The organism is Micromonospora sp. URMC 106 (genome assembly GCF_051386395.1).
In the GTDB taxonomy this organism is placed as follows: Bacteria; Actinomycetota; Actinomycetes; order Mycobacteriales; family Micromonosporaceae; genus Micromonospora.
Genome location: NZ_JBPQTP010000001.1, coordinates 34,753 through 59,087, shown reverse-complemented (window position 1 = coordinate 59,087; position 24,335 = coordinate 34,753). Strand labels below are relative to the sequence as shown.

At 74.2% G+C, this 24,335-nt stretch carries 24 protein-coding genes and 1 pseudogene; 18 read left to right on the top strand and 7 right to left on the bottom strand.

Features of this window, described 5'->3' with window-relative positions:
- Positions 1-109: 109 nt before the first annotated feature.
- Positions 110-2,656: a glycosyl hydrolase family 18 protein gene (locus ACSNOB_RS00195; protein ID WP_436684380.1), complete on the top strand. Its 2,547-nt coding sequence runs from the start codon at positions 110-112 to the stop codon at positions 2,654-2,656.
- 167 nt (positions 2,657-2,823) lie between these two features.
- Complete coding sequence (locus ACSNOB_RS00190; protein WP_393112524.1) at positions 2,824-3,210, top strand: hypothetical protein; 387 nt, start codon at positions 2,824-2,826, stop codon at positions 3,208-3,210.
- Between the two features lie 217 nt (positions 3,211-3,427).
- On the opposite strand, the gene ACSNOB_RS00185 is transcribed toward ACSNOB_RS00190, so the two are convergent.
- On the bottom strand, positions 3,428-4,354 hold the full coding sequence (locus ACSNOB_RS00185) for a LysR family transcriptional regulator (RefSeq protein ID WP_436684379.1): 927 nt from the start codon (positions 4,352-4,354) through the stop codon (positions 3,428-3,430).
- 230 nt (positions 4,355-4,584) lie between these two features.
- Between ACSNOB_RS00185 and ACSNOB_RS00180 the strand changes: the two genes are divergently transcribed.
- The 3 genes from ACSNOB_RS00180 (at position 4,585) to ACSNOB_RS00170 (ending at position 7,892) form a co-directional block, all read left to right on the top strand.
- The gene (locus tag ACSNOB_RS00180; RefSeq protein ID WP_436684377.1) at positions 4,585-5,553 is read left to right on the top strand and encodes a YeiH family protein; all 969 of its coding nucleotides are present in this window, start codon (positions 4,585-4,587) and stop codon (positions 5,551-5,553) included.
- 169 nt (positions 5,554-5,722) lie between these two features.
- Positions 5,723-6,550 carry a DUF72 domain-containing protein gene (locus tag ACSNOB_RS00175; protein WP_436684547.1) on the top strand — a complete coding sequence of 276 codons (828 nt, stop codon included), beginning with the start codon at positions 5,723-5,725 and terminating at the stop codon, positions 6,548-6,550.
- Positions 6,551-6,626: 76 nt separating this feature from the next.
- Complete coding sequence (locus ACSNOB_RS00170; RefSeq protein WP_436684375.1) at positions 6,627-7,892, top strand: MFS transporter; 1,266 nt, start codon at positions 6,627-6,629, stop codon at positions 7,890-7,892.
- A gap of 310 nt (positions 7,893-8,202) precedes the next feature.
- Here ACSNOB_RS00170 and ACSNOB_RS00165 read toward each other — a convergent pair whose 3' ends face one another.
- Complete coding sequence (locus ACSNOB_RS00165; protein WP_436684373.1) at positions 8,203-9,108, bottom strand: polysaccharide deacetylase family protein; 906 nt, start codon at positions 9,106-9,108, stop codon at positions 8,203-8,205.
- 52 nt (positions 9,109-9,160) lie between these two features.
- Between ACSNOB_RS00165 and ACSNOB_RS00160 the strand changes: the two are divergent.
- Positions 9,161-9,298 (top strand): annotated as a pseudogene (locus ACSNOB_RS00160) (MerR family DNA-binding transcriptional regulator); the annotation flags it as partial.
- Here the strand turns inward: ACSNOB_RS00160 and ACSNOB_RS00155 are convergent.
- Both ACSNOB_RS00155 and ACSNOB_RS00150 read right to left on the bottom strand, forming a co-directional pair.
- Positions 9,271-9,444: a hypothetical protein gene (locus ACSNOB_RS00155; RefSeq protein WP_436684553.1), complete on the bottom strand. Its 174-nt coding sequence runs from the start codon at positions 9,442-9,444 to the stop codon at positions 9,271-9,273. The pseudogene ACSNOB_RS00160 and the gene ACSNOB_RS00155 sit on opposite strands and share 28 nt — an antisense overlap.
- A 53-nt stretch (positions 9,445-9,497) precedes the next feature.
- On the bottom strand, positions 9,498-9,671 hold the full coding sequence (locus ACSNOB_RS00150; RefSeq protein WP_436684552.1) for a hypothetical protein: 174 nt from the start codon (positions 9,669-9,671) through the stop codon (positions 9,498-9,500).
- Between the two features lie 7 nt (positions 9,672-9,678).
- Between ACSNOB_RS00150 and ACSNOB_RS00145 the strand changes: the two genes are divergently transcribed.
- Positions 9,679-9,831, top strand: a complete 153-nt coding sequence (locus tag ACSNOB_RS00145; protein WP_436684550.1) for a hypothetical protein — start codon at positions 9,679-9,681, stop codon at positions 9,829-9,831.
- Between the two features lie 170 nt (positions 9,832-10,001).
- On the opposite strand, the gene ACSNOB_RS00140 is transcribed toward ACSNOB_RS00145, so the two are convergent.
- A complete protein-coding gene (locus tag ACSNOB_RS00140) occupies positions 10,002-10,487 on the bottom strand; it encodes a nucleoside deaminase (protein ID WP_436684371.1) in 486 nt (161 codons plus the stop codon).
- 369 nt (positions 10,488-10,856) lie between these two features.
- Between ACSNOB_RS00140 and ACSNOB_RS00135 the strand changes: the two genes are divergently transcribed.
- From ACSNOB_RS00135 to ACSNOB_RS00100, 8 genes are all read left to right on the top strand, one after another.
- The gene (locus ACSNOB_RS00135) at positions 10,857-11,561 is read left to right on the top strand and encodes a GntR family transcriptional regulator (protein WP_436684369.1); all 705 of its coding nucleotides are present in this window, start codon (positions 10,857-10,859) and stop codon (positions 11,559-11,561) included.
- A 135-nt stretch (positions 11,562-11,696) separates the two neighbouring features.
- Positions 11,697-12,590 (top strand): dihydrodipicolinate synthase family protein, encoded by an 894-nt coding sequence (locus ACSNOB_RS00130; RefSeq protein WP_436684367.1) that lies wholly within the window; start codon positions 11,697-11,699, stop codon positions 12,588-12,590.
- On the top strand, positions 12,590-13,591 hold the full coding sequence (locus ACSNOB_RS00125) for a proline racemase family protein (RefSeq protein WP_436684365.1): 1,002 nt from the start codon (positions 12,590-12,592) through the stop codon (positions 13,589-13,591). Before ACSNOB_RS00130 ends, ACSNOB_RS00125 begins: the two co-directional genes overlap by 1 nt.
- Positions 13,588-14,997 carry an aldehyde dehydrogenase family protein gene (locus tag ACSNOB_RS00120; RefSeq protein WP_436684363.1) on the top strand — a complete coding sequence of 470 codons (1,410 nt, stop codon included), beginning with the start codon at positions 13,588-13,590 and terminating at the stop codon, positions 14,995-14,997. The genes ACSNOB_RS00125 and ACSNOB_RS00120 overlap by 4 nt, the downstream gene beginning before the upstream one ends.
- Positions 14,994-16,409, top strand: a complete 1,416-nt coding sequence (locus tag ACSNOB_RS00115; RefSeq protein ID WP_436684361.1) for an aminopeptidase P family protein — start codon at positions 14,994-14,996, stop codon at positions 16,407-16,409. The genes ACSNOB_RS00120 and ACSNOB_RS00115 overlap by 4 nt, the downstream gene beginning before the upstream one ends.
- The gene (locus ACSNOB_RS00110; RefSeq protein ID WP_436684359.1) at positions 16,406-17,548 is read left to right on the top strand and encodes an NAD(P)/FAD-dependent oxidoreductase; all 1,143 of its coding nucleotides are present in this window, start codon (positions 16,406-16,408) and stop codon (positions 17,546-17,548) included. Before ACSNOB_RS00115 ends, ACSNOB_RS00110 begins: the two co-directional genes overlap by 4 nt.
- On the top strand, positions 17,535-17,789 hold the full coding sequence (locus tag ACSNOB_RS00105) for a (2Fe-2S)-binding protein (RefSeq protein WP_393106297.1): 255 nt from the start codon (positions 17,535-17,537) through the stop codon (positions 17,787-17,789). Before ACSNOB_RS00110 ends, ACSNOB_RS00105 begins: the two co-directional genes overlap by 14 nt.
- Positions 17,786-19,195, top strand: coding sequence for an FAD-dependent oxidoreductase (locus ACSNOB_RS00100; RefSeq protein ID WP_436684357.1), 1,410 nt, complete (start codon positions 17,786-17,788; stop codon positions 19,193-19,195). Before ACSNOB_RS00105 ends, ACSNOB_RS00100 begins: the two co-directional genes overlap by 4 nt.
- Before the next feature lie 51 nt (positions 19,196-19,246).
- Here ACSNOB_RS00100 and ACSNOB_RS00095 read toward each other — a convergent pair whose 3' ends face one another.
- Positions 19,247-20,854: an L-lactate permease gene (locus tag ACSNOB_RS00095; protein WP_436684355.1), complete on the bottom strand. Its 1,608-nt coding sequence runs from the start codon at positions 20,852-20,854 to the stop codon at positions 19,247-19,249.
- Between the two features lie 246 nt (positions 20,855-21,100).
- A complete protein-coding gene (locus tag ACSNOB_RS00090) occupies positions 21,101-22,315 on the bottom strand; it encodes a low temperature requirement protein A (protein ID WP_436684353.1) in 1,215 nt (404 codons plus the stop codon).
- 211 nt (positions 22,316-22,526) lie between these two features.
- Here ACSNOB_RS00090 and ACSNOB_RS00085 point away from each other — a divergent pair, with 211 nt between their 5' ends.
- From ACSNOB_RS00085 to ACSNOB_RS00075, 3 genes are all read left to right on the top strand, one after another.
- A complete protein-coding gene (locus ACSNOB_RS00085; protein WP_436684351.1) occupies positions 22,527-23,117 on the top strand; it encodes a hypothetical protein in 591 nt (196 codons plus the stop codon).
- Between the two features lie 88 nt (positions 23,118-23,205).
- Positions 23,206-23,481: a hypothetical protein gene (locus ACSNOB_RS00080; protein ID WP_393106307.1), complete on the top strand. Its 276-nt coding sequence runs from the start codon at positions 23,206-23,208 to the stop codon at positions 23,479-23,481.
- A 236-nt stretch (positions 23,482-23,717) separates the two neighbouring features.
- A complete protein-coding gene (locus ACSNOB_RS00075; RefSeq protein WP_436684348.1) occupies positions 23,718-24,242 on the top strand; it encodes a DUF421 domain-containing protein in 525 nt (174 codons plus the stop codon).
- Positions 24,243-24,335 lie beyond the last annotated feature (93 nt).

Below are 24,335 nucleotides of genomic sequence, written 5' to 3'. Positions count from 1 at the left end.
GGACGTGGCCGCCCCACCACCGCTGCCCACCCTTGCGCCGGCACCGCATCGACCGGTATACATACACCACCCTAATAGTTAACTTTCTTAAGAGTTGGAGGTGGACGCGGTGCGGACACGGAAGACCTTGCTGGCCGCCGGCGTCGCGGGCCTGCTGGCCGCGGCGGTGGCGCTGGTCGCGGTGCCGATCGCCCACTCCGCCGTCGTCGACGACGAGGCGTGCCGACCCGACGGGCTGTACCGGACTCCGGGCGTGGCCGTCCCCTACTGCACCGTCTACGACACCGCCGGGCGCGAGCGCCTGGCAAACGGCCACTCCCGGCGCGTCATCGGCTACTTCACCAGTTGGCGGACCGGACGCAACGGTGCGCCCGCCTACCTCGCCAACCAGATCCCCTGGGACAAGGTCACGCACATCAACTACGCGTTCGCGCACGTCGACGCCGGCAACCGCATCTCCGTCGGCAACCCGACCGCGCCGAACAACCCCGCCACCGCCATGACGTGGCCAGGCGTTCCGGGCGCCGAGATGGACCCGGCGTACGCGTACACCGGGCACTTCAACCTGCTCAACAAGTTCAAGAAGCAGCACCCGAACGTCCGCACGCTGGTGAGCGTCGGCGGGTGGGCCGAGACCGGCGGCTACATCGACGACAACGGCAACCGGCTCGACGCGGGCGGCTTCTACCGGATGACCACGACCGGCACCAACACGGTCAACACCGCGGGGATCAACACCTTCGCCGACTCCGTGGTCGCGTTCCTGCGCACGTACGGCTTCGACGGCGTCGACATCGACTACGAGTACCCCACCTCCAACAACAAGGCCGGCAACCCGCTGGACTTCGCGCAGGCGGACGCCAAGCGCGCCGGGCTGAACGCCTCCTACCAGGTACTCATGAAGACCCTGCGGGAGAAACTCGACGCGGCTGCCGCCGCGGACGGAAAGTACTACCTGCTGACCGTCGCCGCCCCCGCGTCCGGCTGGCTGCTGCGCGGCATGGAGTCCCACCAGGCGGTGCAGTACCTCGACTACGTCAACATCATGTCGTACGACCTGCACGGGTCGTGGAACCACTTCGTCGGCCCCAACGCCGCGCTGTACGACAACGGCGACGACGCCGAACTTGCCGCGGGTGGCGTCTACGGCGCCTACGGCAACATCGGCTACCTCAACACCGACTGGGCGTACCACTACTTCCGCGGCGCGATGCCGAGCGGCCGGATCAACATCGGTGTGCCGTACTACACCCGCGGCTGGCAGGGCGTCACCGGCGGCGCCAACGGGCTCTGGGGGCGGGCGGCCCTGCCCGACCAGACGAAGTGCCCGGCCGGCACCGGCTCCTCCGTCGGTTCCACCACCCCGTGCGGCAACGGCGCCGTGGGCATCGACAATCTCTGGCACGATCTCGACACCGCCGGCGCGGAGGTGCCGGCCGGGGCGAACCCGATGTGGCACGCCAAGAACCTCGAACAGGGCATCACCCCCGACTACCTGCCCGCCTACGGGTTGACCCCCGGCACCGACCCGGCCGACCGGCTCACCGGCAGCTACGCCCGGCACTACTCCCCGGCCCTGGTCGCGCCCTGGCTGTGGAACGCGCAGAAGAGCGTCTTCCTCTCCACCGAGGACGAGCAGTCACTCGGGGCGAAGGCCGACTACGTCGTGGACAAGGGAATCGGCGGCGTGATGATCTGGGAACTCGCCGGTGACTACGCGTACGACCCGGCAAAGGGCCAGTACGCGATGGGCGACACGCTGACCGGCCTGCTGCACGACAAGTTCACCGCCGCGCCGGCCTACGGAGCGCGCCGCGCCACCATCCCACTGCCCACCCGGACCATCGCGGCGACCGTCTCGGTAGGAGGGTTCGCCCTCGGCGACAACAACTACCCGATCAACCCCGAGCTGCGGCTGACCAACAACACCGGCAGCCCCATCCCCGCCGGGGCGCAGTTGGAGTTCGACTACCCCACCACCACGCCGACCCTCACCCAGCAGTCCGGCTGGGCGTTGACGATCGTGTCGACCGGCCACACCGGCGGCAACCGCGGTGGGCTGAAGGGCGACTACCACCGGGTACGCCTCACCGTCCCGGCCGCCATCGCACCCGGGTCGCACGCCGAGGTGACCCTCAACTACCAGCTACCGATCTCCGGACCGGCCAACTTCACCCTCGCCTTCGGCGGCCAGACGTACGCACTGGCCAGCGACTTCGCCCGTGGGGGCGAGCCGGTGACACCGTCGCCCAGCCCGACGGGCTCGACCCCGCCCGGCGGCGGGACCTGCACGGCGCCGGCCTGGTCCGCCGGCACTGCCTACGCCGGCGGGGCACGGGTGTCGCACGGCGGCCGCACGTGGAGCGCGAGGTGGTGGACCCAGGGTGAGACACCGGGCAGCGCGGCGGTCTGGTCCGACGACGGGCCCTGCACCGGCGCGCCGTCGCCCACCGCGAGTCCGTCACCCACGGCGACGAGCAGTCCGTCACAGACCGGGGGCACGTGCACGGCGCCGGCCTGGTCGGCCGCCACCGCGTACAGCGGCGGCGCCGTGGTCTCCCACGGCGGTCACCGGTACACGGCACGGTGGTGGACCCAGGGCGACGTACCCGGGTCGAGCGGCCAGAGCGTCTGGACCGACAACGGCCCCTGCTGAGATCTCCGGGCGGGCCGCCAGAGAGTCGGCGGCCCGCCCGGTCCCGGGGTCAGCGCCAGCCCGCCTTCTTCCAAGCTGCCGCGTTCAGCCGGAACCGGTCCCCCGGGGCGACCGCGTGACATCCTCTATCGACAGTTGTCATCGTCCATACAGAGGAGACGTCACACATGCGATCTCGGTTGCTCTCCATCGCGTCCGCGCTGGCGCTCGTCACGAGCGGCTCGGTGCTGGCGCTGATGCCCGCGAGCCCGGCCAGCGCGCACTGCAGCGGCCACGGCACCCACCCGGATCTGTACAGCGGGGGCGCCATCTCGTTCGGGAACGGGACCAACATCCGCGCCTACCCGCACGTCGACTGCGGCAGTCGCGGACTCGGATACCCGAGCCAAGGGATCGACGTCCACTGCGCCACCTACACCAACGCGCTGTGGATCTTCCTCCGCAACACCACCACCGGAGTCAACGGGTGGTCCCGGCTGGACGCCCTCAACGTCTCGCAGCCCACCACCATCGCCGACTGCTCGAGCGCGGTCGCCACGCACCGGCTGGCCTGAGCGCCGGCGGCGGACGTCGGCCGACGCGCGACCTACCGTCAGCGATCCGGGACCAGGCTGAAGGTATCCGCGCGTCGCCGGACCCGGCCTCCCCACGGACGTCGGGTCGCCGTCGCCGGAGACCGCCGTCCGCGGGGGCGCCACCGCCACGGAGGGCTGCTCAGCGCAGCCGGTGACACCCTGCGCCGCCGCAGCGGCACCGACCTCGACGGCTGGGCTACCGCGCGGATCCGTCCGCTCCCCGACGCGGGCGAGCCGCGATGGCGAGGAGGTCCCGGGCCGGTCCCGCAGGCCGTTGACCCGCCGGCCAGACCGCGCGGAGCGGGCGGCGGAGATCCACGCCGGTCACCGGGACCCGCACGAGACGGCCGGCGGCCAACTCGTCGTCGATCGCCAGGTTGCTCAGGACGGCGGGGCCGGCGCCGGCGGCCACCGCCGCTCGCATCGCGCTGGTGGTGGAGAGTTCCAGCAGCGGCGGGGCGAGCGGCGCGTGTGCGCGCAGCGCCGTTTCCAGGGCGTGCCGGGTGCCGGAGTTGGGCTCCCGCTGCACCAGGCGGGTCGCGGCGAGTTCGGCAGCCTCGATCGGCCGGCGCCGCCGCGCCCACCGATGGCCGGGATGGGTCACGACGGTGAGTTCGTCGTGGGCGACGACGCGCGAGTCCAGCCCGGGGGCCACCTGCGGCCCCTCCACGAAGCCGAGGTCCGCCGCGCCGTCACCGACGGCCCGTGCGACGTCCGTGGAGTTCATCGCGTGCAGGCTGACCGCCGTCTGCGGTCGCTGTGCGGCGAGCCGGACGAGCCACGTCGGCAGCAGGTGCTCCGCCACGGTGAGGCTTGCGGCGACCCGCAGCCGCACGTCCCGCTCGGCGCGCAACGAGCGGATGCCGGCGTCGAGTGTCGCAGCCGCCCGCAGCACGTCGCGTGCCCAGTCGGCCACCAGCCGGCCCTCGGACGTCAGCGTGGATCCGCGCGGACCCCGCTCGATCAGCGGGAAACCGACGAGCCGCTCCATGGTGCGGACCCGGGCCGTGACCGCCGGCTGTCCGATCCCGCGTGCCTGTGCCGCCCGGCCGAGGCTTCCGGTGGCATCGACGAGCAGCAACAGCTCGAGCGCGTCCAGGTCCGGAACTCGCGACAAATCCACGCCAACACCCTACGCCGACCCATCAGCCGCCCTGATGACCCCATCACCCGGAGCCACCTAGTGGGCCGACCGCCACTGCTGCACTGTCAAGGGGATCTCACCTCTCGGGAGGCACCGTGGTCAACGGAGACCGGAACAGGCCCACCCTGGCCGTACGCGACGCTCACCGCGGGCACGAGGGCGCTCGACCGCGGCAACCCGGGTCACGACCGCGCCGGGCACCGAGCGCCATGCCCGGGCTGCTCCTGGTCGCGGCGGCCACCGCGGTGGCGTTCGCCGTGACGCGCGTCCTGCCGGCCGTGCCCGCCTCCACGGTCGCCGTGGCGCTGGGGATGCTCGTGGTGAATCTCGGCGCGCACCGGCCGGCGTTGCGTCCCGGCACCCGGGTGGCCTCCCGGCACCTGCTGCAGCTCGCGGTGGTGCTCCTCGGCCTACAGCTGAGCCTCGGCCACCTCGCGCAGATAGGCGTCCCGGGCCTCGCCGTCGTGGTCGGCACGGTCGTGGTCACGTTCACCGGCACCCGGCTGCTCGGGCGGCTGCTCGGGGTCTCCCGCGCCCGCTCGCTGCTGGTCGCCACCGGCTTCTCCATCTGCGGTGCCTCGGCGGTCGCGGCGATGGAGAAGGTGACGGACCACCACGACGACGACGCCCCCGCAGCGGTGGCGCTGGTCACGCTGTGCGGCAGCCTCGGCATCGTCCTGCTGCCGCTGCTACGCGGGCCGCTGGACCTGGACCCGGTCGCGTTCGGCGAATGGGTCGGCGCCAGCGTCCACGACATCGGGCAGACGGTCGCCACCGCCAACCAGGTGCCCGGCGCGCTCCACACCGCCGTCACGGTGAAGCTGGCCCGGGTCGCGCTCCTCGCGCCCCTCGTGGCCACGGTGGCCCTCGCCACGCGCCGGGCCGCAGGAGGGGTGTCGGACGCACCGCGCCGGCGGCCGCCGGCGGTGCCGCCGTTCCTCGTCGGGTTCCTCGTCGCGGTCGCCCTCGCCAGCACCCCGCTGATCCCGGACCGGCCGGCAGCCGCCGCGCGTCACGTGCAACACGTCCTGCTCGTCGCCGCGCTCTTCGGGCTCGGCACCGGCATCCACCTGCCCACCCTCCGGCGCACCGGCGGCCGCACCCTGGCCCTGGGGTTGGCCAGCTGGCTCCTGGTGGCCGGCACCGCCTACGTCGGCGTGCGGCTCCTCGGCGACTGACGGCCGCGCCATCGGCGTCACTCCCCCGACAGCACGTGGTCCGCACGGCCGTCGTCTCCTGCCTTCGGCACGGCTGGCCCCGGCCGGCTACCGTACTCGGGGCTCGGGTCGCCCCGGGCCGGGCGGAGCGGGGTGGGAGGTTCCGATGCGCCTGCACGTGGGGTGCGCCATGTGGACGCACAAGTCCTGGCAGGGGCGCTTCCTGCCGCACCCGCTGCCGGCCCACGAGCGGCTGCGCGCCTACGCCGGGTGGTGCACCGCCGTCGAGGGGAACACCACCTTCTACGCGACCCCGGGGCGGGAGACGGTGGCGTCGTGGGCGCGGCAGACCGACCCGGACTTCCGGTTCGTGCTCAAGCTGCCGAAGGTCGTCACGCACGAACGCCGGCTCACCGGCGCCGACGAGGACCTGCGGGTCTTCCTCGACGCGATCGAGCCCCTCGGCCCACGGGCCCACGCCCTCTGGATCCAGTTGCCCGGCTCGTTCGGCCCCACCGACGTACCCTCGCTCGCCCGCTTCCTGCGCGGGCTCCCCGCCGACCACCGCTACGCCGTGGAGGTCCGCCACCCCGCGTTCTTCGACGACCCCCGGGCGGTGCGGACGTTGGAGGACACGCTCGACACGGTCGGCGCGGAGTGGATCCCCTTCGACACCACCGCCTTCTTCCGCACCCCGCCGACCAGCGACGCGGAGCGGGAGGCGTGGACCAGGAAGCCGCGTACACCGCTGCGCACCCGGGCGCTGACCGACCGGCCGATCGTCCGGTACCTCGGCCGCGACGACCCCGCGCGGACCGTCGAGGGCTGGCAACCGTGGCTCGACGTGGTGACCACCTGGCTGCGCGAGGGCCGCACGCCGACCGTGTTCGTGCACACACCGGACAACGCCGACGCGCCCGAGCTCGCCCGCGGATTCCACGACGAGGTGCGGGCGCGCCTGCCGGGCGTCGAGCCGCTGCCCGAGCCGACCCCGGTCGGACCGTCGACGCTGTTCTGAGCGGCCGCTGCCGCGCACGGACCGGGGCCCGTAACCCGGTCGGCGGAAGCCGCGGCCGCTGGTAGGTTCGCTCGCCGTGACGGCAATCAGGAGCGAACGACTCGGCAGGCGCTTCACCTGGCTCCTGGCGGCCAGCACCACGTCGGCGCTGGGCAGCGGGATGGCCACGGTGGCGGCGCCGCTGTACGTGGCGTCGCGGACCGACGACCCGTTGGTCGTGTCGGCGGGCGCCGCGGTGGCGTGGCTGCCGTGGCTGCTGTTCTCGCTGCCCGGCGGGGTCCTCGCCGACCGGGTCGACCGGCGTCGGCTGATGATCGCCATCGACTGGGTGCGGGTGGCCGCCCTGCTGGTGCTGGCCGGCGCGATCGTCACCGGCGTGGCCGGGGTGGCGCTGCTGTACGCCGTGCTGTTCGTGGTGAACGCCGGTGAGGTGGTGTTCCGCACGGCTGCCCAGGCGGTGCTGCCGGCGGTGGTGCCCCGGTCGCGGCTGGAGCGGGCCAACGGCTGGCTGGGCGCGGGCACCACGGTCATGCACAACATGGTCGCCGGGCCGCTCGGCGGGTTCCTCTTCGTGGTGGCCGCCGCCATCCCCTTCGCCGTCAACGCCGGCACGTACGCCCTCAGCGCCGTCCTCGTCGGCCTGATGGCCGGGTCGTACCGCGGATCGCCGGAGACGGGCGGACGCCGCTCGGTGCGCGCGGAGGTCGCCGAGGGGTTCCGCTGGCTGCTCTCCCAGCGGCTGCTGCGCACCATGACCCTGCTGATCGGGCTGCTCAACCTCACCCTCACCGCGGCCCTCGCGGTGCTGGTGCTGCTCGCCACGCAACGGCTGGGCCTCGGCTCGGTCGGCTACGGCGCCCTCTTCACCTGCCTCGCGGTCGGTGGGCTGCTCGGCTCGGCCGTCGGGGACCGGCTCGTCGCCGCGGTCACCGCGACGTGGACCATCCGGATCGGCCTGCTGGTGGAGGCGGGGCTGCACCTGGCGCTGGCCGCCTCCCGCAGCGCGGTGGTCGTCGGGGTCGCGCTGTTCGCCTTCGGGGTGCACAGCGCGTTGTGGAACATCGTCGCCAACTCGCTGCGGCAGCGGTTGACCCCGGCCGCGCTGCAAGGCCGGGTGGGCAGCACGAACCTGTTCATCGCCGCCGGCGGCAACTGCCTCGGCGCGCTGCTCGGCGGGGTGGTCGCCGCCCGGTTCGGGCTGACCGCGCCCTACTGGGTGGGGCTCGTGGTCGCCCTCGCGGTGATCGCGGCGACCTGGCGGGTCTTCGACCGGGCCACGGTCGCCGCCGCGTACGCCGATCCCACCCCGGCGGCCCCGGAGACTCCCGCCACCGTCGTCTGAGCGCGTTCGGCGGCCCCCACCACACCGACCTCTACATCACCACCTCCCCACCAGGGCCCGCCGGCCGACGACCGTTCGCCGGCCGGGGCGCTCTTCCGGATCCGGCCCGAGGCGCCGGGCTTCCCCGAGCACACCTTCGCGAGCTGACAGCGCCGGGAAAGGCGCGAGAGTCGTTCCTGAGCGAAGGAAGCACGACCGGTACGGACCATGCATCGATCGTGACCGGCCGCACGTCCCGCCCGGCAGAGCGTCCTTCCCCGCCGGGGCGGGGAAGGACGCTCTGCCGGGGGCCGGACAGGCCGACCGGACGCTACGCGGGAGGCCGGCCGGGTGCGACGACGGTGCGCTGGTAGTGCGCGGCGATCTCGTCGCTGGTCGTCAGCCAGATGTCGGGCTGCGCCGCGAGGTACGCCAACGCCTGGTCCAGGTACTTGGCGCGGAACGGCTGACCGATGACGAACGGGTGCAGGGCCAGCGCCATGACCCGGCCGCTGTGCTCGGAGTCCGCGTGCAACTGCTCGTACTGGTCCCTGACGATCTGGACGAACTCGGGCCCGGTGACGCCCCTGCCGAACAGCAGGAGGTCGTTGAGTTCGACCGAGTACGGGACGCTGACCATGCCCGGCACGTTCAGCCGGTAGGGCTGGTCGTCGTTGGTCCAGTCCAGCAGGTAGCTCAGTCCCAGTTCGGCGAGCAACGTCGGCGTGTGGAACGTCTCGGTCAGCCCCGGACCCATCCAGCCCTGCGGCCGCCGGCCGGTGGCGGCGCCGATCGTGTCGACGACATCGGTGAGGAACCGGCGCTCCTCGTCGAGCGACATGCCGGCATGCAGGATCGAGTTGGTCCGCCCGTGCGCGAGCCAGGCCCAGTTCCGGCTCAGGCCGGCCTCGACGATCTGGGGGTGGTGGTGAGCGACGGCGGAGTTCAGCAGCACACTCGCCCGGATGTCGTGCCGGTCGAGGCTGTCGACGGCGCGCCAGATGCCGACGCGGGAGCCGTAGTCCCGCCAGCCGTAGTTCAGCGCGTCGGGGACCAGGTCCGCCGTTCCGGGCCAGATGCTGGTGGAGGGTCGGTCGAGCAGGAAGTGCTCGACGTTCAGCCCGATGTAGGCGGCGACCCTGGCGCCACCGGGCCAGCTGATCCGGGGGCGGTCGGTGATCGGGCTGTAGTCGAAGAGCCGGTTCTCCGCCGTGTCGGTCGTGCTCGTGTCCGTCATGCCGACAAGGTAGAAGCTAACATCGGTGTCAGGTTCAAGTCCGGAGGATGCGATGCGGATCGGTGAGCTCGCGCGGCGCACCGGGGTGAGCGAGCGATCGCTGCGCTACTACGAGCAGCAGGGCCTGCTGACGGCCGACCGCACGCCCGGCGGCCAGCGCGACTATCCGGAGTGGGCGGTCGACCGGGTCATCCGCATCCAGGAGTTGTTCGCCGCGGGGCTGCACAGCAAGCGGATCGCGCGGCTGCTCCCGTGCATGCGCGACGCCGACGGCGGCCCCTCGGAGATCGCCACGCCCCAGTTGGTCGCCGAGCTGAGCGCGGAACGCGCCCGCATCGATCGGATGATCACCGAGCTGACCAGTTCCCGCGACGTGCTGGACGACGTGATCAGCACGGCGTCGCGGGCCCAGCGGGTAGGCGGCTGCGTCCGGCACGCGGGCCGGCGGTGCGGGCCCCGGCCGCCGCGGCCAGCTCGTCGCGCCGGCGCAGCACCTCCGCGCGGTCCAGGCCCTCCAGCACGTAGTCGGCCGCGTCGAAGCACGGGTCGCCGGCGCGGGCCATCGGGTCGATGGAAGGCGCCGGCAGGCTCGCCCGGCGCTCCGGCTACTGGCTGGTCGGCGGCTGCGCGGTGATCGGGGTGACCGCCCTCGACGGCCACGTCGTGCTGGCGTCCGTCGCGGACGCGGACGCGGACGCGGACGCGGACGCGGCGGCTCGGTAGCGGTGTCGGCCGCGCGACCGGGGCGACGTCCGACACGACGGGCGCGGCCGCGCGCCTACGCAGCGACGGCAACCCGGCAGAACGTGCTCACCCCGACGCGGGACCGTGCCTCCGCCACGCCGATCCCGGTCGGGCCGTCCCCGCTGCCGACGGCATCGCCGCGTGCGCGATCATCGCGCCCGGGCGAAACGCCGCCGGTGGAGCGACTCGACCTCGGCCGCCAACTCGTCGACCGGCCCGTCGACGCGGACCCCCGGCACGACGTCGGTGATCGGCAGTGCCGCCACCGGCGCGGCGGGCACATCCCACTCCCGCAGCCAACCCTGCAGCTGCGCGGACGACGTGGCGTAGACGATGCGGCCGAGCCCGACCCAGCCGTGCGCCGCCGCACACATCGGACAGTGCTCGCCGGAGGTGTACACGGTCGCCGCCGCGCGTTCGGCCGGGCTCATGTTCGCCGCGGACCAGCGGGCGATCTCGAACTCCGGATGGCGGGTCTGGTCGCCGCCCTTCACCCGGTTGCGGTCCTCGAACAGCACGGCACCGGCGCCGTCGACCAGGACGGACCCGAAGGGCTCGTCGCCGTCGGCCAGGGCCTCGGCCGCGAGTTCGACACAGCGCCGCAGGTGGCGGATGTCGGTCTCCGTGATCGGCACCGCGGGAGCCTATCACCGCTGACGATCTCCAGCCGCTGCTCTCCGCACCGCCGAACGGGTGTCCCCGCCGCCGGAGAAACCGGAGGCGATCACATTCGTCGGGCGCGCGAAGACGCACTTCCGTGACGAGCGCCCGGAGCCGCGACAGACGATCCGGCGGGCGCCCGCCGGGGCGGACGAGGCCGGCGCGACCGGCGCCACCGGGTAAGCTCCGGGATCGGCGTGCGGATGGCGGTGACACCGGGACGGGACGGCGCCGCACCGCTTCGGGCACCTGAAGCCGGGCGGCGGCGTCGGCCGGGCGTACGGTGACGCGGGACGACGGTCCGAGGGGTGAGGCGCTGGCTGACGAGCCAGGGTGGGGTGGTTGTGGCAGCCGACTGGCAGGCGGGCGGCGTTCGCCCCACCGGAGGGCCGGCGCTGACGGCGCTGCGGAACCGGCAGAGCCTCCGCGAGGAGGTGGCGCAGGCGCTCCGCGCGGCGATCGTGGCCGGTCAGCTCAGGCCCGAGAAGACCTACTCGGCCCCGACGCTGGCGACCCAGTTCGGGGTCTCCCCGACCCCGGTGCGGGAGGCGATCCTCGACCTCGCCAAGGAGGGCCTGGTCACGATCGTCAAGAACAAGGGATTCCGCATCAGGTCCCTCTCCGAACGGGAACTCGACGAGATCACGGAGATCCGGGAGCTGTTGGAGATTCCGGTGGTCGCCGACCAGGTCGGCCGGCTGTCCACCGGGCAACTGCGCGAGCTGTCAGCCCTGGCGGAGGCGATCGTCACGGCGGCGGGTCGGGGCGACGTCGTGACGTACGTCGAGGCGGACCACGAGTTCCACCTGACCGTGCTGCGCGCGGGCGGGAACCTGCGGCTGGTGGAGACCGTGGCCGACCTGCGTAGCCGCACCCGCCTGTACGGGCTCGACGCGCTGGTCGAGAGCGGGCAGCTGGTGGCGTCGGCGAATGAGCACGTCGAGCTGGTGGAGCTGCTCGCGGCGGGTGACCGGGAGGCGGTGGTCGACCTGATGCGGCGTCACCTGCGGCACGTCCGGGGCATCTGGGCCGCCCGCCCGGAGCGGTAGGGCGGCGCGCGGGAGGCAGCGCGACTCGTGCGGGCGGCCGGCCCGCCGGTCGTCCGCCGCATGGGCACGTTCCGGGGCTTTTGACGGCGCCGCCGACCCTGCTACGGTGCTATGTAACATATTACTGGAGGCTGCATGGCGCACATGCCCTGGCGAGGCGTCCTGGTGGCGACCGCCCTACCGTTCCGCCGCACCGACCTGACCATCGACCACGACACCTACGCCGCCCACGTCCGGTGGCTCGCCGACAACGGCTGCCACGGTGTCGTCCCCAACGGCTCCCTGGGGGAGTACCAGGTGCTCAGCGCCGACGAACGCGCGGCCGTGGTGCGCACGGCGGTACAGGCCGCACCGCCCGGGTTCGCGGTGATTCCCGGCGTGTCCGCCTACGGCGCCGACGAAGCGCGACGCTGGGCGGAGCAGGCCGGTGAGGCGGGCTGCCCGGCGGTCATGCTGCTGCCGCCCACGGCCTACCGCGCGGACGACGCCGCCGTGCTGGCGCACTACCGCGAGGCGGCCAGGGCCGGCCTGCCGATCGTCGCCTACAACAACCCGCTCGACACCCGGGTGGACCTCACGCCGACCCTGCTGCGCCGCCTGCACGACGAGGGCCTGATCGTCGCGGTCAAGGAGTTCAGCGGCGACGTCCGCCGCGCGTACACGATCGCGGAACTCGCACCCGGGCTCGACGTCCTGGCCGGCGCGGACGACGTGGCGCTCGAACTGCTGGTCGCGGGCGCGGTCGGCTGGATCGGCGGCTACCAGAACGCCCTCCCGGCCAGCTGCGTGCGCCTCTACCAGGCCGCGGTCTCCGGCGACCTGGCCGCCGCGACGCCGCTCTACCGGGCCCTGCACCCGCTGCTGCGCTGGGACTCCCGCACCGAGTTCGTCCAGGCGATCAAGCTCTCCATGGACGTGGCCGGCCGGACCGGCGGACCCACCCGCCAGCCCCGGCAGCCGCTCGCACCGGCGGACGCCGAGGACATCCGCGCGACCACCGAGAAGCTGATCGCGGCGGGGCACCGCTGATGCGCAGCAACCGCGTCATCCACGTCGTCGACTCGCACACCGAGGGGATGCCCACCCGCGTGGTGACCGGCGGCGTCCCGGTGCTCCCCGGCGCCACCATGGCGCAGCGCCGGGAACACCTGATGACCCACCTCGACGACCTGCGCACCTTCCTGATGTACGAACCCCGGGGCCACTCGGCGATGTCCGGAGCGATCCTGCAGCCGCCGACCCGGCCGGACGCCGACGTCGGCGTGGTCTACATCGAGGTGTCCGGCTGCCTGCCGATGTGCGGGCACGGCACCATCGGCGTGGCCACCGTGCTGGTCGAGACCGGCATGGTGGCCGTCACCGAGCCGGTGACCACCGTCCGCCTGGACACCCCGGCCGGGCTGGTGGTGGCGTCGGTGGCCGTCGCCGACGGCCGCGCCACCGGCGTCACCATCCGCAACGTCCCCTCCTTCGTGGCGGAACTGGACGCCACCGTCGAGATACCCGGCTACGGGCAGGTCCGCTACGACCTCGCCTACGGTGGCAACTTCTACGCCATCGTGGACCTCCCCCGGCTGGGGCTGCGCCTCGACCGGGCCGACAGGCAGCGGCTGCTGGACGTCGGCCTGGCCATCATGGCGGCGATCAACGACGAGAAGGCCCCGGTACACCCGGAGCAGCCGGAGATCTCCGGCTGCCGTCACGTCCACCTGGTCGCCGAGGGGTCGACCGCCCGCCTGTCCCGGCACGCCATGGTGATCCACCCGGGCTGGTTCGACCGCTCCCCCTGCGGGACCGGCACCTCGGCGAGGATGGCCCAGCTGCACGCCCGAGGGCTCCTCCCCCTGGACCAGGACTTCGTCAACGAGTCGCTGCTCGGCACCCGGTTCACCGGCCGGCTGGTCGGCACGGCCACCGTGGCGGGCCGACCCGCGGTGGTACCGACCATCACGGGCCGGGCGTGGCTCACCGGCACCGCACAGCACTTCCTCGACCCTGACGACCCCTTCCCGGCGGGATTCCTGTTGTGAGTGAACTGATCCAGAGCCGTTCCCCCCAGAACCCGGACGACGTCGTCGCGGAACACGCCCCGGTCCCCCCGCACCGCGTGGCGGACCTGGCCGCCCGGGCCCGCGTGGCGCAGGCCGTATGGCGACGGGAGGGACCGGCCGGCCGCGCCTCCGCCCTGCGCGTGGCGGCGGAGCGGATGCGCGCGCGCGCCGACGCGACCGCCGACCTGATCGTCCGCGAGGTGGGCAAGCCCGTGGCCGAGGCCCGCGCCGAGGTCGGCCGGGCCGCCGCGATCCTCGACTACTACGCGCAGTCCTGCTTCGCCGCCACCGGGGACCTGCTGCCGCCGTCCCTCCCGGCGGAGCAGCCCGGCCTGCTGTACACCGAACGGCGACCCCGCGGCGTCGCCGGGCTCGTCACCCCCTGGAACTTCCCGGTGGCGATTCCGCTGTGGAAGGCCGCCCCCGCCCTGGCCACCGGCAACGCGGTGCTACTCAAGCCGTCCCCCGAGGCGCTCGCCTGCGCCGAGGCGGTGGGGCGCCTGTTCGACGGGCTGCTTCCCGACGGGCTGCTGCAGGTCCTACCCGGCGGCGCGGAGACCGGCCAGGCCGTCATCGACGCGGCCGACGTCGTCTCGTTCACCGGGTCGGCGGCGGTGGGCGCCGAGGTGGCCGTCGCCGCCGCCCGCGCCGGCGTGCCGGTCCAGGCGGAGATGGGCGGGCAGAACGCCGCCGTGGTGCTGCCCGACGCCGACCTCGCCGCGACCGCCGCGATGCTCGCCGCCGCCGCGATGGGGTACGCCGGCCAGAAGTGCACCGCGACCAGGCGGATCGTCGTGGTCGGGGACCCCGCGCCGCTCACCGAGGCGCTGGTGGCCGCGGTGGCGGCACTGCCGTGCGGTGACCCGGCGCGGGCCGACGTCGCCGTCGGCCCCGTCATCACCCCGGTCGCGCGCGACCGGGTCCGCGACGCCGTCGAGGCCGCCCGGGCCGACGGCGGGCGGGTCCTCACACCCGGCGGCGACACCGGCCTCCTCGTCGCGCCGGTGCTGCTCGACCGCCTCGACCCGGGCCACCCGGTGGCCCGGGAGGAGACGTTCGGGCCGCTGGCCACCATCTTCGCCGTGCCGGACCTGGCCGCCGCGATCACGCTGGTCAACGACGTGCGGTACGGGCTGGTGACCTCGGTGCACGGCCGCGACCTCGGCCTGCTGCTCGAGGCGGCACGCGGCGTCGACAGCGGCCTGATCCGCGTCAACGCGCCGACCACCGGGGTGGACTTCCACGCGCCGTTCGGCGGCGAGAAGGCCTCCAGCCACGGTCCGCGCGAGCAGGGGACCGCCGCGCTCGACTTCTACACCTCGACCCGCACCGTCACCCTCGCCGCTCCCCCACCCCCGCCCGTCCCCGCCGAGGAGTCCGCGTGAACCGCACCGACCTGCACACCGGCAGCCACGACCTGCCGGTCAGCCCCGCCCTGGAGGAGTTCATGCTCTCCGGCTGGGCCGACAGCGAGCAGCACGACCTGCCCGTCGACGACGTCGCCGGCTGGACCGGGGCGCGGCGGGCGCGACTGCACGCCCGGTTCCCCGGCGAACGGCTCGTCGTCCCCGCCGGCGGGTACAAGCAGCGGTCCAACGACCAGAGTTACCGCTTCCGGCCGCACTCGGCGTACGCCTGGCTCACCGGCGACCAGTCCTCCGACGGGGTCCTGGTGGTCGAACCCGACGGCGAGGCGACCCTGTTCCTGCGGCCCCGCTCGGACCGGCGCAGCGGAGAGTTCTTCCGGGACCGGGTGTACGGCGAGTTGTGGGCCGGCCGCCGTCCCACCCTCGGGGAGAGCAGCCGGCGCTTGGCGGTGCCGACCCGGCACGTGGCCGAGTTGGAGGCGGCGCTGTCCGGGCCGCGCGTCCCGACCCGGGTGCTGCGCGGCGTCGACGGGCGCGTGGACGCGCTGCTCGCCGACGCGGCCGGGCCGGGCGACGCGGAGTTCGCCGCCGTGCTGGCCGAGCTGCGGCTGGTCAAGGACGCCTGGGAGATCGACCAGCTCGAACAGGCCGTGGCGATCACCACCCGCGGGTTCGAGGACGTGGTCCGGGCCCTGCCGACGGCGAAGCGCACCTCCGAGCGGTACCTGGAGGGGGTGTTCTGGCAGCGCGCCCGCCTCGAGGGCAACGACGTCGGCTACCACTCGATCGTGGCCGCCGGCGCGCACGCGGCCACGCTGCACTGGATCGACAACGACGGGCCGGTCCGCGACGGCGACCTGTTGCTGCTCGACGCGGGCGCGGAGACCCGGTCGCTGTACACCGCGGACATCACCCGGGTCTTCCCGGTGTCCGGCCGGTTCAGCCCGTTGCAGCGTGACCTGTACGAGCTGTGCCGACAGGCCAACGACGCCGCCCTGGAGTGCCTGAAACCCGGCGTCGAGTTCCGGGCGTTCCACCGGGCCGCGATGACGGTGCTGGCGTACGGGCTCGCGGACCTCGGGGTGCTGCCCTGTTCGGCGGAGCGGGCCCTGGCGGAGGACTCCGGCCTGTACCGCCGGTGGACCCTGTGCGGCTCGGGTCACATGCTCGGTCTGGACGTGCACGACTGCGCCGCCGCCCGGGCCGGCAGCTATCTGGACGGGCGGCTCGAGGCCGGGCACGTGCTCACGGTCGAGCCGGGGCTGTACTTCCAGCCCGACGACGAGCTGATCCCCGCCGAGTTGCGCGGGCTGGGCCTGCGCATCGAGGAGGACGTCCTGATCACCGACGACGGGTACCGGCTGCTCTCCGACGGCCTGCCGAGGCGGGCGGACGACGTCGAGACGTGGATGCACCAGGTCGGTTCGTGACCGCTGCGGACGTCGTCGTCGTCGGAGCCGGGATGACCGGCGTCGCCTGCGCGTACTACGCCGCCCGGGCGGGGCTGACGGTCACCGTGGTCGACCGTGGCGGGGTGGCCTCCGGCACCACCGGCGCCGGTGAGGGCAACATCCTGGTCTCCGACAAGCCACCCGGCCCGGAGCTGGACCTCGCGCGTCGTTCCGCGGAGCTGTGGCGGGAACTCGGCGACGCCGTGGGCGGGGCGCGCTTCGAGCTGGAACACAAGGGCGGCCTGGTGGTGGCGGCCTCGCCGGCGGAGGACGCCGCGCTGCGTGCCTTCGCCGCCGGCCAGCGCGCCGCCGGGGTCGAGGCGTACGAGGTGGCCGCCGACGAGTTGTCCGACCACGAGCCGCACCTGGCGACGGACCTGGCCGGCGGCGTGCACTACCCGCAGGACATGCAGGTGCAGCCGATGCTCGCCGCCGCCCACCTGCTCCGCGCGGCCGGGGTGACGGTGCTGACCGGCACCAGGGTGGTCGGCCTCCCCCGGGACGCCGCCGGGGCGATCCGGGGCGTGCAGACCGACCGGGGGCTGCTGCCCACGAGGGCGGTGGTCAACGCCGCCGGGGTCTGGGCCGCGGAGGTCGCCGCCCTGGCCGGCGCGCACCTGCCGATCCTGCCCCGGCGCGGCTTCGTCCTGGTCACCGAGCCGCTGCCCGCGCTCATCCGGCACAAGGTTTACGCCGCCGACTACGTCGCCAACGTCGGGCGCAGCTCCACCGACCTGCAGGTGTCCCCGGTGGTCGAGGGGACGCGGGCGGGCACGGTCCTGATCGGGTCCACCCGGGAACGGGTGGGATTCGATCCGGCCTTCTCGCTGCCGGCACTGCGCGGGCTCGCCGCGGGCGCGGTGCGGCTGTTCCCGGTCCTCGGCGCCGTGTCGGCGATCCGCGCCTACCGGGGCTTCCGGCCGTACAGCCCCGACCACCTGCCGACCATCGGCGCCGACCCCCGGGCGCCGGGCCTGCACCACGCCGCCGGTCACGAGGGGGCGGGGATCGGGCTCGCCCCGGCGACCGGCGAGGCCGTCGCGGCCCTGCTGACCGGCCGGCCGCCGCGCACAGACCTACGACCCTTCGCACCGGAGCGTCACGATGTTCACCTTTGACGGCCGCCCGATCCCCACCGACGGGGAGCAGACGATCGCCGCCGCCCTGCTCGCCGCCGGCATCCGCTCGTGGCGGCACACCCGTGTCGGGGGCCGGCCGCGGGGAGTGTTCTGCGGGATAGGCGTCTGCTTCGACTGCCTGGTCCGGGTCAACGGCGTACCGTCCCAGCGGGCCTGCCTGGTGACCGCCCGGCCCGGCGACGCGGTCGAGCCCCAGGACGAGCTGCGGGAGCGGGCATGACCGCGTACGACGTGCTGGTGGTCGGCGCCGGCCCCGCCGGGTTGGCGGCGGCGGTCAGCGCCGCCGACGCCGGTTGCCGGGTGGCCGTGCTGGACGCCGGGCCGCGTCCGGGCGGACAGTACTGGCGCCACCGCTCCGGCGCGGACGGCCGGGGGCACCACGACTGGTCGACGTTCACCGGGCTGCGGGCCCGGCTGCGCCGGGTCGACCACCGCACGGACGCCGCCGTCTGGTTCGTCGAGTCCCGCCCCGACCCCGCCGGCCCGTGGTTCGCCGTCCACACCCGCGCGGGGGTCGTGCACGGCCGACGGCTCGTCATCGCCACCGGCGCCCACGACCGGGTCGTGCCGTTCCCCGGCTGGGACCTGCCCGGCGTGGTCACCGCCGGCGGCGCTCAGGCCCTGCTCAAGGGGCAGGGCGTGGTCTTCGCCCGGAGGGTCGTGGTGGCGGGCACCGGCCCGTTCCTGCTGCCGGTCGCGACCGGCCTCGCCGAGGCGGGCGGCACGGTGGTCGGCGTGTACGAGGCCAACGACCCGCTCGGGTACGTGCGGCAGGTCCGCCCGGTCCTCGGCGCGGCCGGCAAGCTCGCCGAAGCCGGGCGGTACGGGTGGCGGATGCTGCGCCACCGGGTGCCCTACCACCGGCGGACGACGGTGGTCGCGGCGCACGGCACCGACCGGTTGACCGGGGTGACGGTCGCCGCGGTCGGCCCGCGCGGCGCCGTCGTGCCGGGCAGCGAGACCGCTGTGGAGTGCGACGGCCTCGCGGTCGGCTTCGGGTTCACCCCACAGCTGGAGCTGGCGACGGCGCTCGGCTGCGCCACCCGGTTGGACCGGGACGGCAGCCTGGTGCTGGACGTCGGCTCGGACCAGGCGACCTCGGTGCCGGGGGTGTACGCCGCCGGGGAGGTCACCGGGGTCGGCGGGGCCGGGCTGGCCCTGGTCGAGGGGCAGCTCGCCGGCGGCGCCGTCGCCGTGTCCCTGCGCCGTCCCCTGCCCTGGTCCGCCAGGCGGCAGGACCGGCTGCTGCGGACCCGGCGCCGGCTACGCCGGTTCGCCGCGGCGCTGCACGCGGTGCATCCCGTGCCGCCCTCCTGGCCGGACCTGTGCCACGACGACACGCTGCTCTGCCGCTGCGAGGAGGTGCCGGTCGGGGCGGTACGGCGGGCGGTGCGGGAGTTGGCCGCCGGGGACGCCCGGGGCGCGAAGCTGCTGACCCGGGCCGGCATGGGCTGGTGCCAGGGCAGGATCTGCGGCTACGCGACGGCCTGCCTGACCGCGCGGGAGGCGACGCGGCGGCCCGGCGTGGCGGACCTGGCCGGGCACACGTCGCGCCCGCTGGCGCAGCCGATCACGCTCGGCGAGCTGGCGGCGGGGGATCCGACGGGTGGCGTGGGCAGCTCGTGACGGGTCTCCCCGGGCGAGCTGTCCGGTCGTCCCGAGCGGGCGGCGCCCACGCTAGGGCACCATCCAGGACAGCAGGGGCGTCGCCTGCAACCCGACCAGCAGACACATCAGGGCGAGCAGCAGCACACTCCAGCCGAACATGCGCCGGAACAGGTCGCCCTCCCGTCCGGTGAGCCCGACGGCGGCCGCGGCGATCGTGAGGTTCTGCAGGCTGATCATCTTGCCGAGCGTGCCGCCGGAGGCGTTGGCCGCCGCGAGCAGGACCGGATCGAGGCCGGCCCGCTGGGCCGCGGCCACCTGCAGCGCGCCGAACAGCGAGTTCGACGAGGTGTCCGAGCCGGTCAGGGCGACCCCCAGCCAGCCGAGGACGGGCGCCAGGACGGCGAAGAGACCACCCGCCCCGGCCATCCAGACGCCCAGGGTCGCGACCTGTCCGGCGGCGTTCATGGTGAACGACAGGGCCAGCAGCCCGACCACCGTCAGGACGGCCCACCGCAGCTCGGCCAGGGTGCGCCCGTACAGTCGCAGGGCATCGCGCGGTGACACCCGCAGCAGCCCCATCGTGATCAGGCCGGCCACGACCAGCAACGAGCCGGGCGCGGCGAGCCAGGCGAAGCGGAAGGTCGACAGCGGTGACGGGGCGCCGGAGGCCGTGCGCACGTGCAGGCCGGGCCAGGAGACCGTCAGCGTGCCGGCGTCGAGCAACTGCTTGACGGCCGGCACCTGGGAAGCCGCGAAGACCGCCACGATCGTCACGTACGGCGCGTACGCCCGCCACTGCGCGCCCCGCGGCGGCGGCGCGTCGCGCTCGGGCAGGCCCCCACCGGCCGCCACGGGAACCGCCTGCCGCACCGCGGGCCGGCGCGTGACGAGCAGCAGGGCGACCGTCCCCGCGAAGGCGGCGACGATGTCGGCGAGCGCGGCCGTCAGGAAGTTCGTGGTGACGAACTGGGCCACCGCGAACGCGGTGCCGCACGCCAGCGCCGGACGCCACAGCTCCCGTACGCCCCGGCGGCCGTCGACGACGACGAGCAGGACCAGCGGGACGACGACCGCGATCACCGGGACCTGCCGGCCGGCCATCATGCCCAGCTCCGTCGCGGGCAGCCCGGTCACGCCGGCCAGTGTGGTGATCGGCAGGCCGAGCGGCCCGAACGCCGCCGGCACCGTGTTGGCGACCAGCGCCACGGCGGCTGCCCGGACCGGGGCGAAGCCGAGCGCCAGCAGCATGACCGTCGTGACGGCCACCGGCGTGCCCTGCCCCGCCAGCGCCTCGAGCAGCGACCCGAAGCAGAACGCGATCACCATGGCCTGGACACGGCGATCGTCGCTGATCCGGGCGAAGCCCTGCCGCAGCGTGTCGAAGTGGCCCGTGTGCACGGTCATCCGGTAGATCCAGATCGCCGTGCCGAACGTCCAGACGAGGGGGAAGAGGGCGAAGGTGGCGCCCTGACCGGCAGCCAGCAGCGTCTGCGACAGCGGCATCCGCCACAGCCACCAGGCCAGCACGACCGCCACGGCCAGCGCGCCGAAGGCCGCCACCCAGGCCCGCGTACGCACGACCCCGAGCAGGACGAACAGGGTGATCAGGGGCAGCGCGGCGCAGGCGGCGCTCAGCGCGAGCGAACCGGCGACCGGTTCCAGGGGCTGCTGGTACATCGAGACCGCCTCCGCTGCGGACGCCCCCGGTCCTACGGCGGGCGTGGCGTACGGCTCATCTCACCGGACGCGGCGGCGCGCCACGTCTCCCAGCTTGCGCAAGCCCTCTCGCCCCGGCCGCGGCGGCAGCGGCGGTGCGGTCGCCGGGACAGCCACGGGCCTCGGTCAACGGTGGACGGGCGTCCGCGCGGACGCCGCCCGTTCGAGATCGGCTGTCCGCGACCGGCGACCCGGTGAGGTCGGGCTCTAGAAGCCCGGCGAGGGTGCCTCGGGCGGGCGGCCGGCGGCGTGGTGGGCGTCGGCGAGGGCGATGCCGAGCAGCACGGCCGCCGCCACGACCGACGCGGCCAGTGCCGGGGCGTAGGCGAGGGGCACGGCGGAGGCCGCCAGCACGGCGATCCCGACCAGGCGCCGGCGCGACAGCCGGTCGAACACGACCCGCTCGAGCCGGATGCGACCGTAGAGGAAGAGCACGGGTCCGCCGAGGATCGCGGCGAGCCACGCCGGTTCCGGTCGACCGGTCGGCTGGGTCAGCACGATCTCGAAACCGGCGGCCATCCCGACGATGCCCACCACCATGACGACGTGGGCGACGCCGGTGGCCTGCCCGGCCACGAGCCGGTCGGTGGCCGTGACGACAGCCTCGGCGAGGACCTGACCCGAACGGTAGAAGTAGATCCGCCACAGCAGCACCGTCGACAGGTACGCCACGACCAGCGCCGCCGAGGTCGCCGCGGTGACGGGCTGGTTGGTGAAGGTGAGGCCGACGGCGAGCACGCTCTCCCCGAGCGCGATCATCAGCAGCTGTTGGTAGCGCTCGGGCAGGTGGTGGCCGCTGTCCATCGCCCAGGCGCTGACGGGCGGCCGGCTCATCCCCGGGACCGGCCATCGCAGCTGGGCCGCGACGATGTCCACGGTGACCGCGGTCGCCCACAGCGCCGCCCGGGCGTTGCCGTTGGTCACCGCTCCGGCGACCCAGATGGACCCGCCCGCCACGCACCACAGCGACGACCGGACGTAGAGGTGCCGCAGCGCGTGCCCGCGCAGGGTGGGGATCAGGACGAGTGGCCGGACGCAGTGCAGGAGCAGGTACGGCACCACGAACGCCCAGCCCCGGCCGACGAACGCGTAGGGCAGCGACGAGGACATGACGAGCAGGCCGAAGGCGCTGGCCAGGACGATCCATTGGATCATGGGCCGGCGGGGGTCGAACCAGCTGGTGATGTGCGCCGTGGTGATCCACAGCCAGATGAGCGGCATCGTCAGCACGAGCAGGTAGGCCAGCGATCGCCACCGCAGGACGGGGTCACCGCTGGAGAGGTCGTGGACGACCCGGTTGACGACCCCGGCGAGCGCGAACACCAGCACCAGGTCGACGAACAGCTCCAGGAAGTTCGCCTGCCGCACGTCCTGGTGCCGCCGCAAGAGGTCCCGGTCCGGTCCGCCTGCCCGTAGCCCCATGACTGCCATGCTGGCCGCTGACGTGTCGGCCGGACGGCCGGTTGCCCACCTCCACCCACACGAGGCCGCCCTCCGCACCGGAGCGGGCCGCGGCGGGATCACGGTCGGAAAGTTCCGCTCTTCGGCGGAAACAGGCGGTGGAAAGCGTTTCGGAACCCTACGGTCGGTTAGCGGGACGTGTCCGGGTACGGCCTATCCGAGGAGACAGCTCATGCAGATGACCGCGACCGACAACCACGCCCTCGCGCAGGCGGTCCACGACATCGGGTCCGCGCTGTGGTTCGGGGGCACGGTCATGGGCGTCGCCGGGGTGAACAAGTCCGGCAGCGACCTGACCCAGGGCATCGACCGGATCCGGGTCGCCGAGTCCGCCTGGGGCCGGTTCGGTCCCGTCCAGTGGCTCGGCATCGGCGCGACCCTGCTCGCCGGGCTCCAGCTGACCCGGGTGGGCGGCCGCCGGATGGCGCTGCAGAAGGGCTTCGCCTCCGTCGGAGCGCTGAAGGCCGGCACGGCGGTGCTGGGGGCGGCGGCGACCGCCTACGCCGCCTACTGCGGCAGCCGGATCGGGAGGCTGGCCGAGGAGGCGCAGCAACGCGGCGACCGGGTGGAGGTCAAGGACGCCACCATACCCACCCCGAACACCCCCGACCAGATCGCCACGTGGCAGCGCCGGCAGCGGCTGACCCAGTACGCCGTGCCCGTCCTCTCGGGCGCGAACATCGCCCTCGGCTCGTACCTCGTGCAGTCCTACCGCACCGCCGCCACGACCAAGGGGGTGCTGCGTCGGCTCCTGCCGGACTGACGGGTGTGGGTGACAAGCGAGCGGGTAGGTGCCATCGGAACGGGTGGGTGTTCGAGCGGCGGCACGGGTCGAGCGGGATGGAGTGACGATGACGCGACGGTGGGACGAGTCCGGCGATCCGCTGCGCGAGCCGCCCGAGGCGGACGCGGTGGAACAGCGGCAGACAGTCGACGACGACCCCGACGCGGAGCCGGCACCGACGCGCCTGCCCACGGAGGCCACCGAGGCCGACGTCGCGGAGCAGGGTGCGGAGGTCCCTGGCGAGCGGGACGGCTCACCGCCGACCCTGCCCGCGGACGCCAACCCCGCCGACGTCCTGGAGCAGCGCGCGACGATCACGCCGGACGAGGAGCGCCGCGACTGACGCCACCCCGGCCGACGTCCGGGCCGGTTCACCCGTGCCGCGCCGGACCCGGCTCCGCCGTGCGCCACCGCGTCAGGCTTCGGCAACGGCGGGGCCCGCGCGCCCGTCCGCTCCGCCCGCCGGCCGCACCCGCCGGGCCGCCTGACTGATCGACGCCCACCGCCGGCCGTCGGCGACCGCGGGTTGCCGGGCGAACCGGGACGACTGGACCGGTCACGCCGCGGGTAACCGCCGCCGTGGCCGACTGGCAGAGGGTATTCACACCGGACACGCCGCTGCTGGAGATCGTGGTCCGGGGCAGTGTCATCTACCTGGCGCTGTTCCTCCTGCTGCGGGTCCTGCTCAAGCGGGAGAGCGGCACCACCGGCGTCACCGACCTGCTGGTCATCGTGTTGATCGCCGACGCCGCACAGAACGGCATGGCGGACGACTACACCTCCGTCACCGACGGGATCATCCTGGTCTCGGTGATCATCGGTTGGTCGTACCTGCTCGACGCCGTGGCGTACCGCTGGCCCGCCGCCGCCCGGATCATCCACCCGCGCCCGCTGATGCTGGTGCGCGACGGGCGGATCCTGCGCCGCAACATGCGCCGCGAGCTGGTCACCGAGGAGGAACTGCTCGGTCAGCTCCGCGAGCAGGGCGTCGCCGACCTCGCCGACGTACGCGAGGTGCGGATGGAGTCCGACGGGCAGTTCAGCGTCATCACCCGCGGCGGCGACCAGCCGCACAAGAAGCCCGGCCGGCGCGGGGCCGCCTGACGGGCCGTCCCGGCCCGGTCCGCAGGTGGGACGACAGCCGCGGGGGCGCCGGGGCACGTCGGGCCACGACGGCGGCGATCGCCCGCCGCCCGG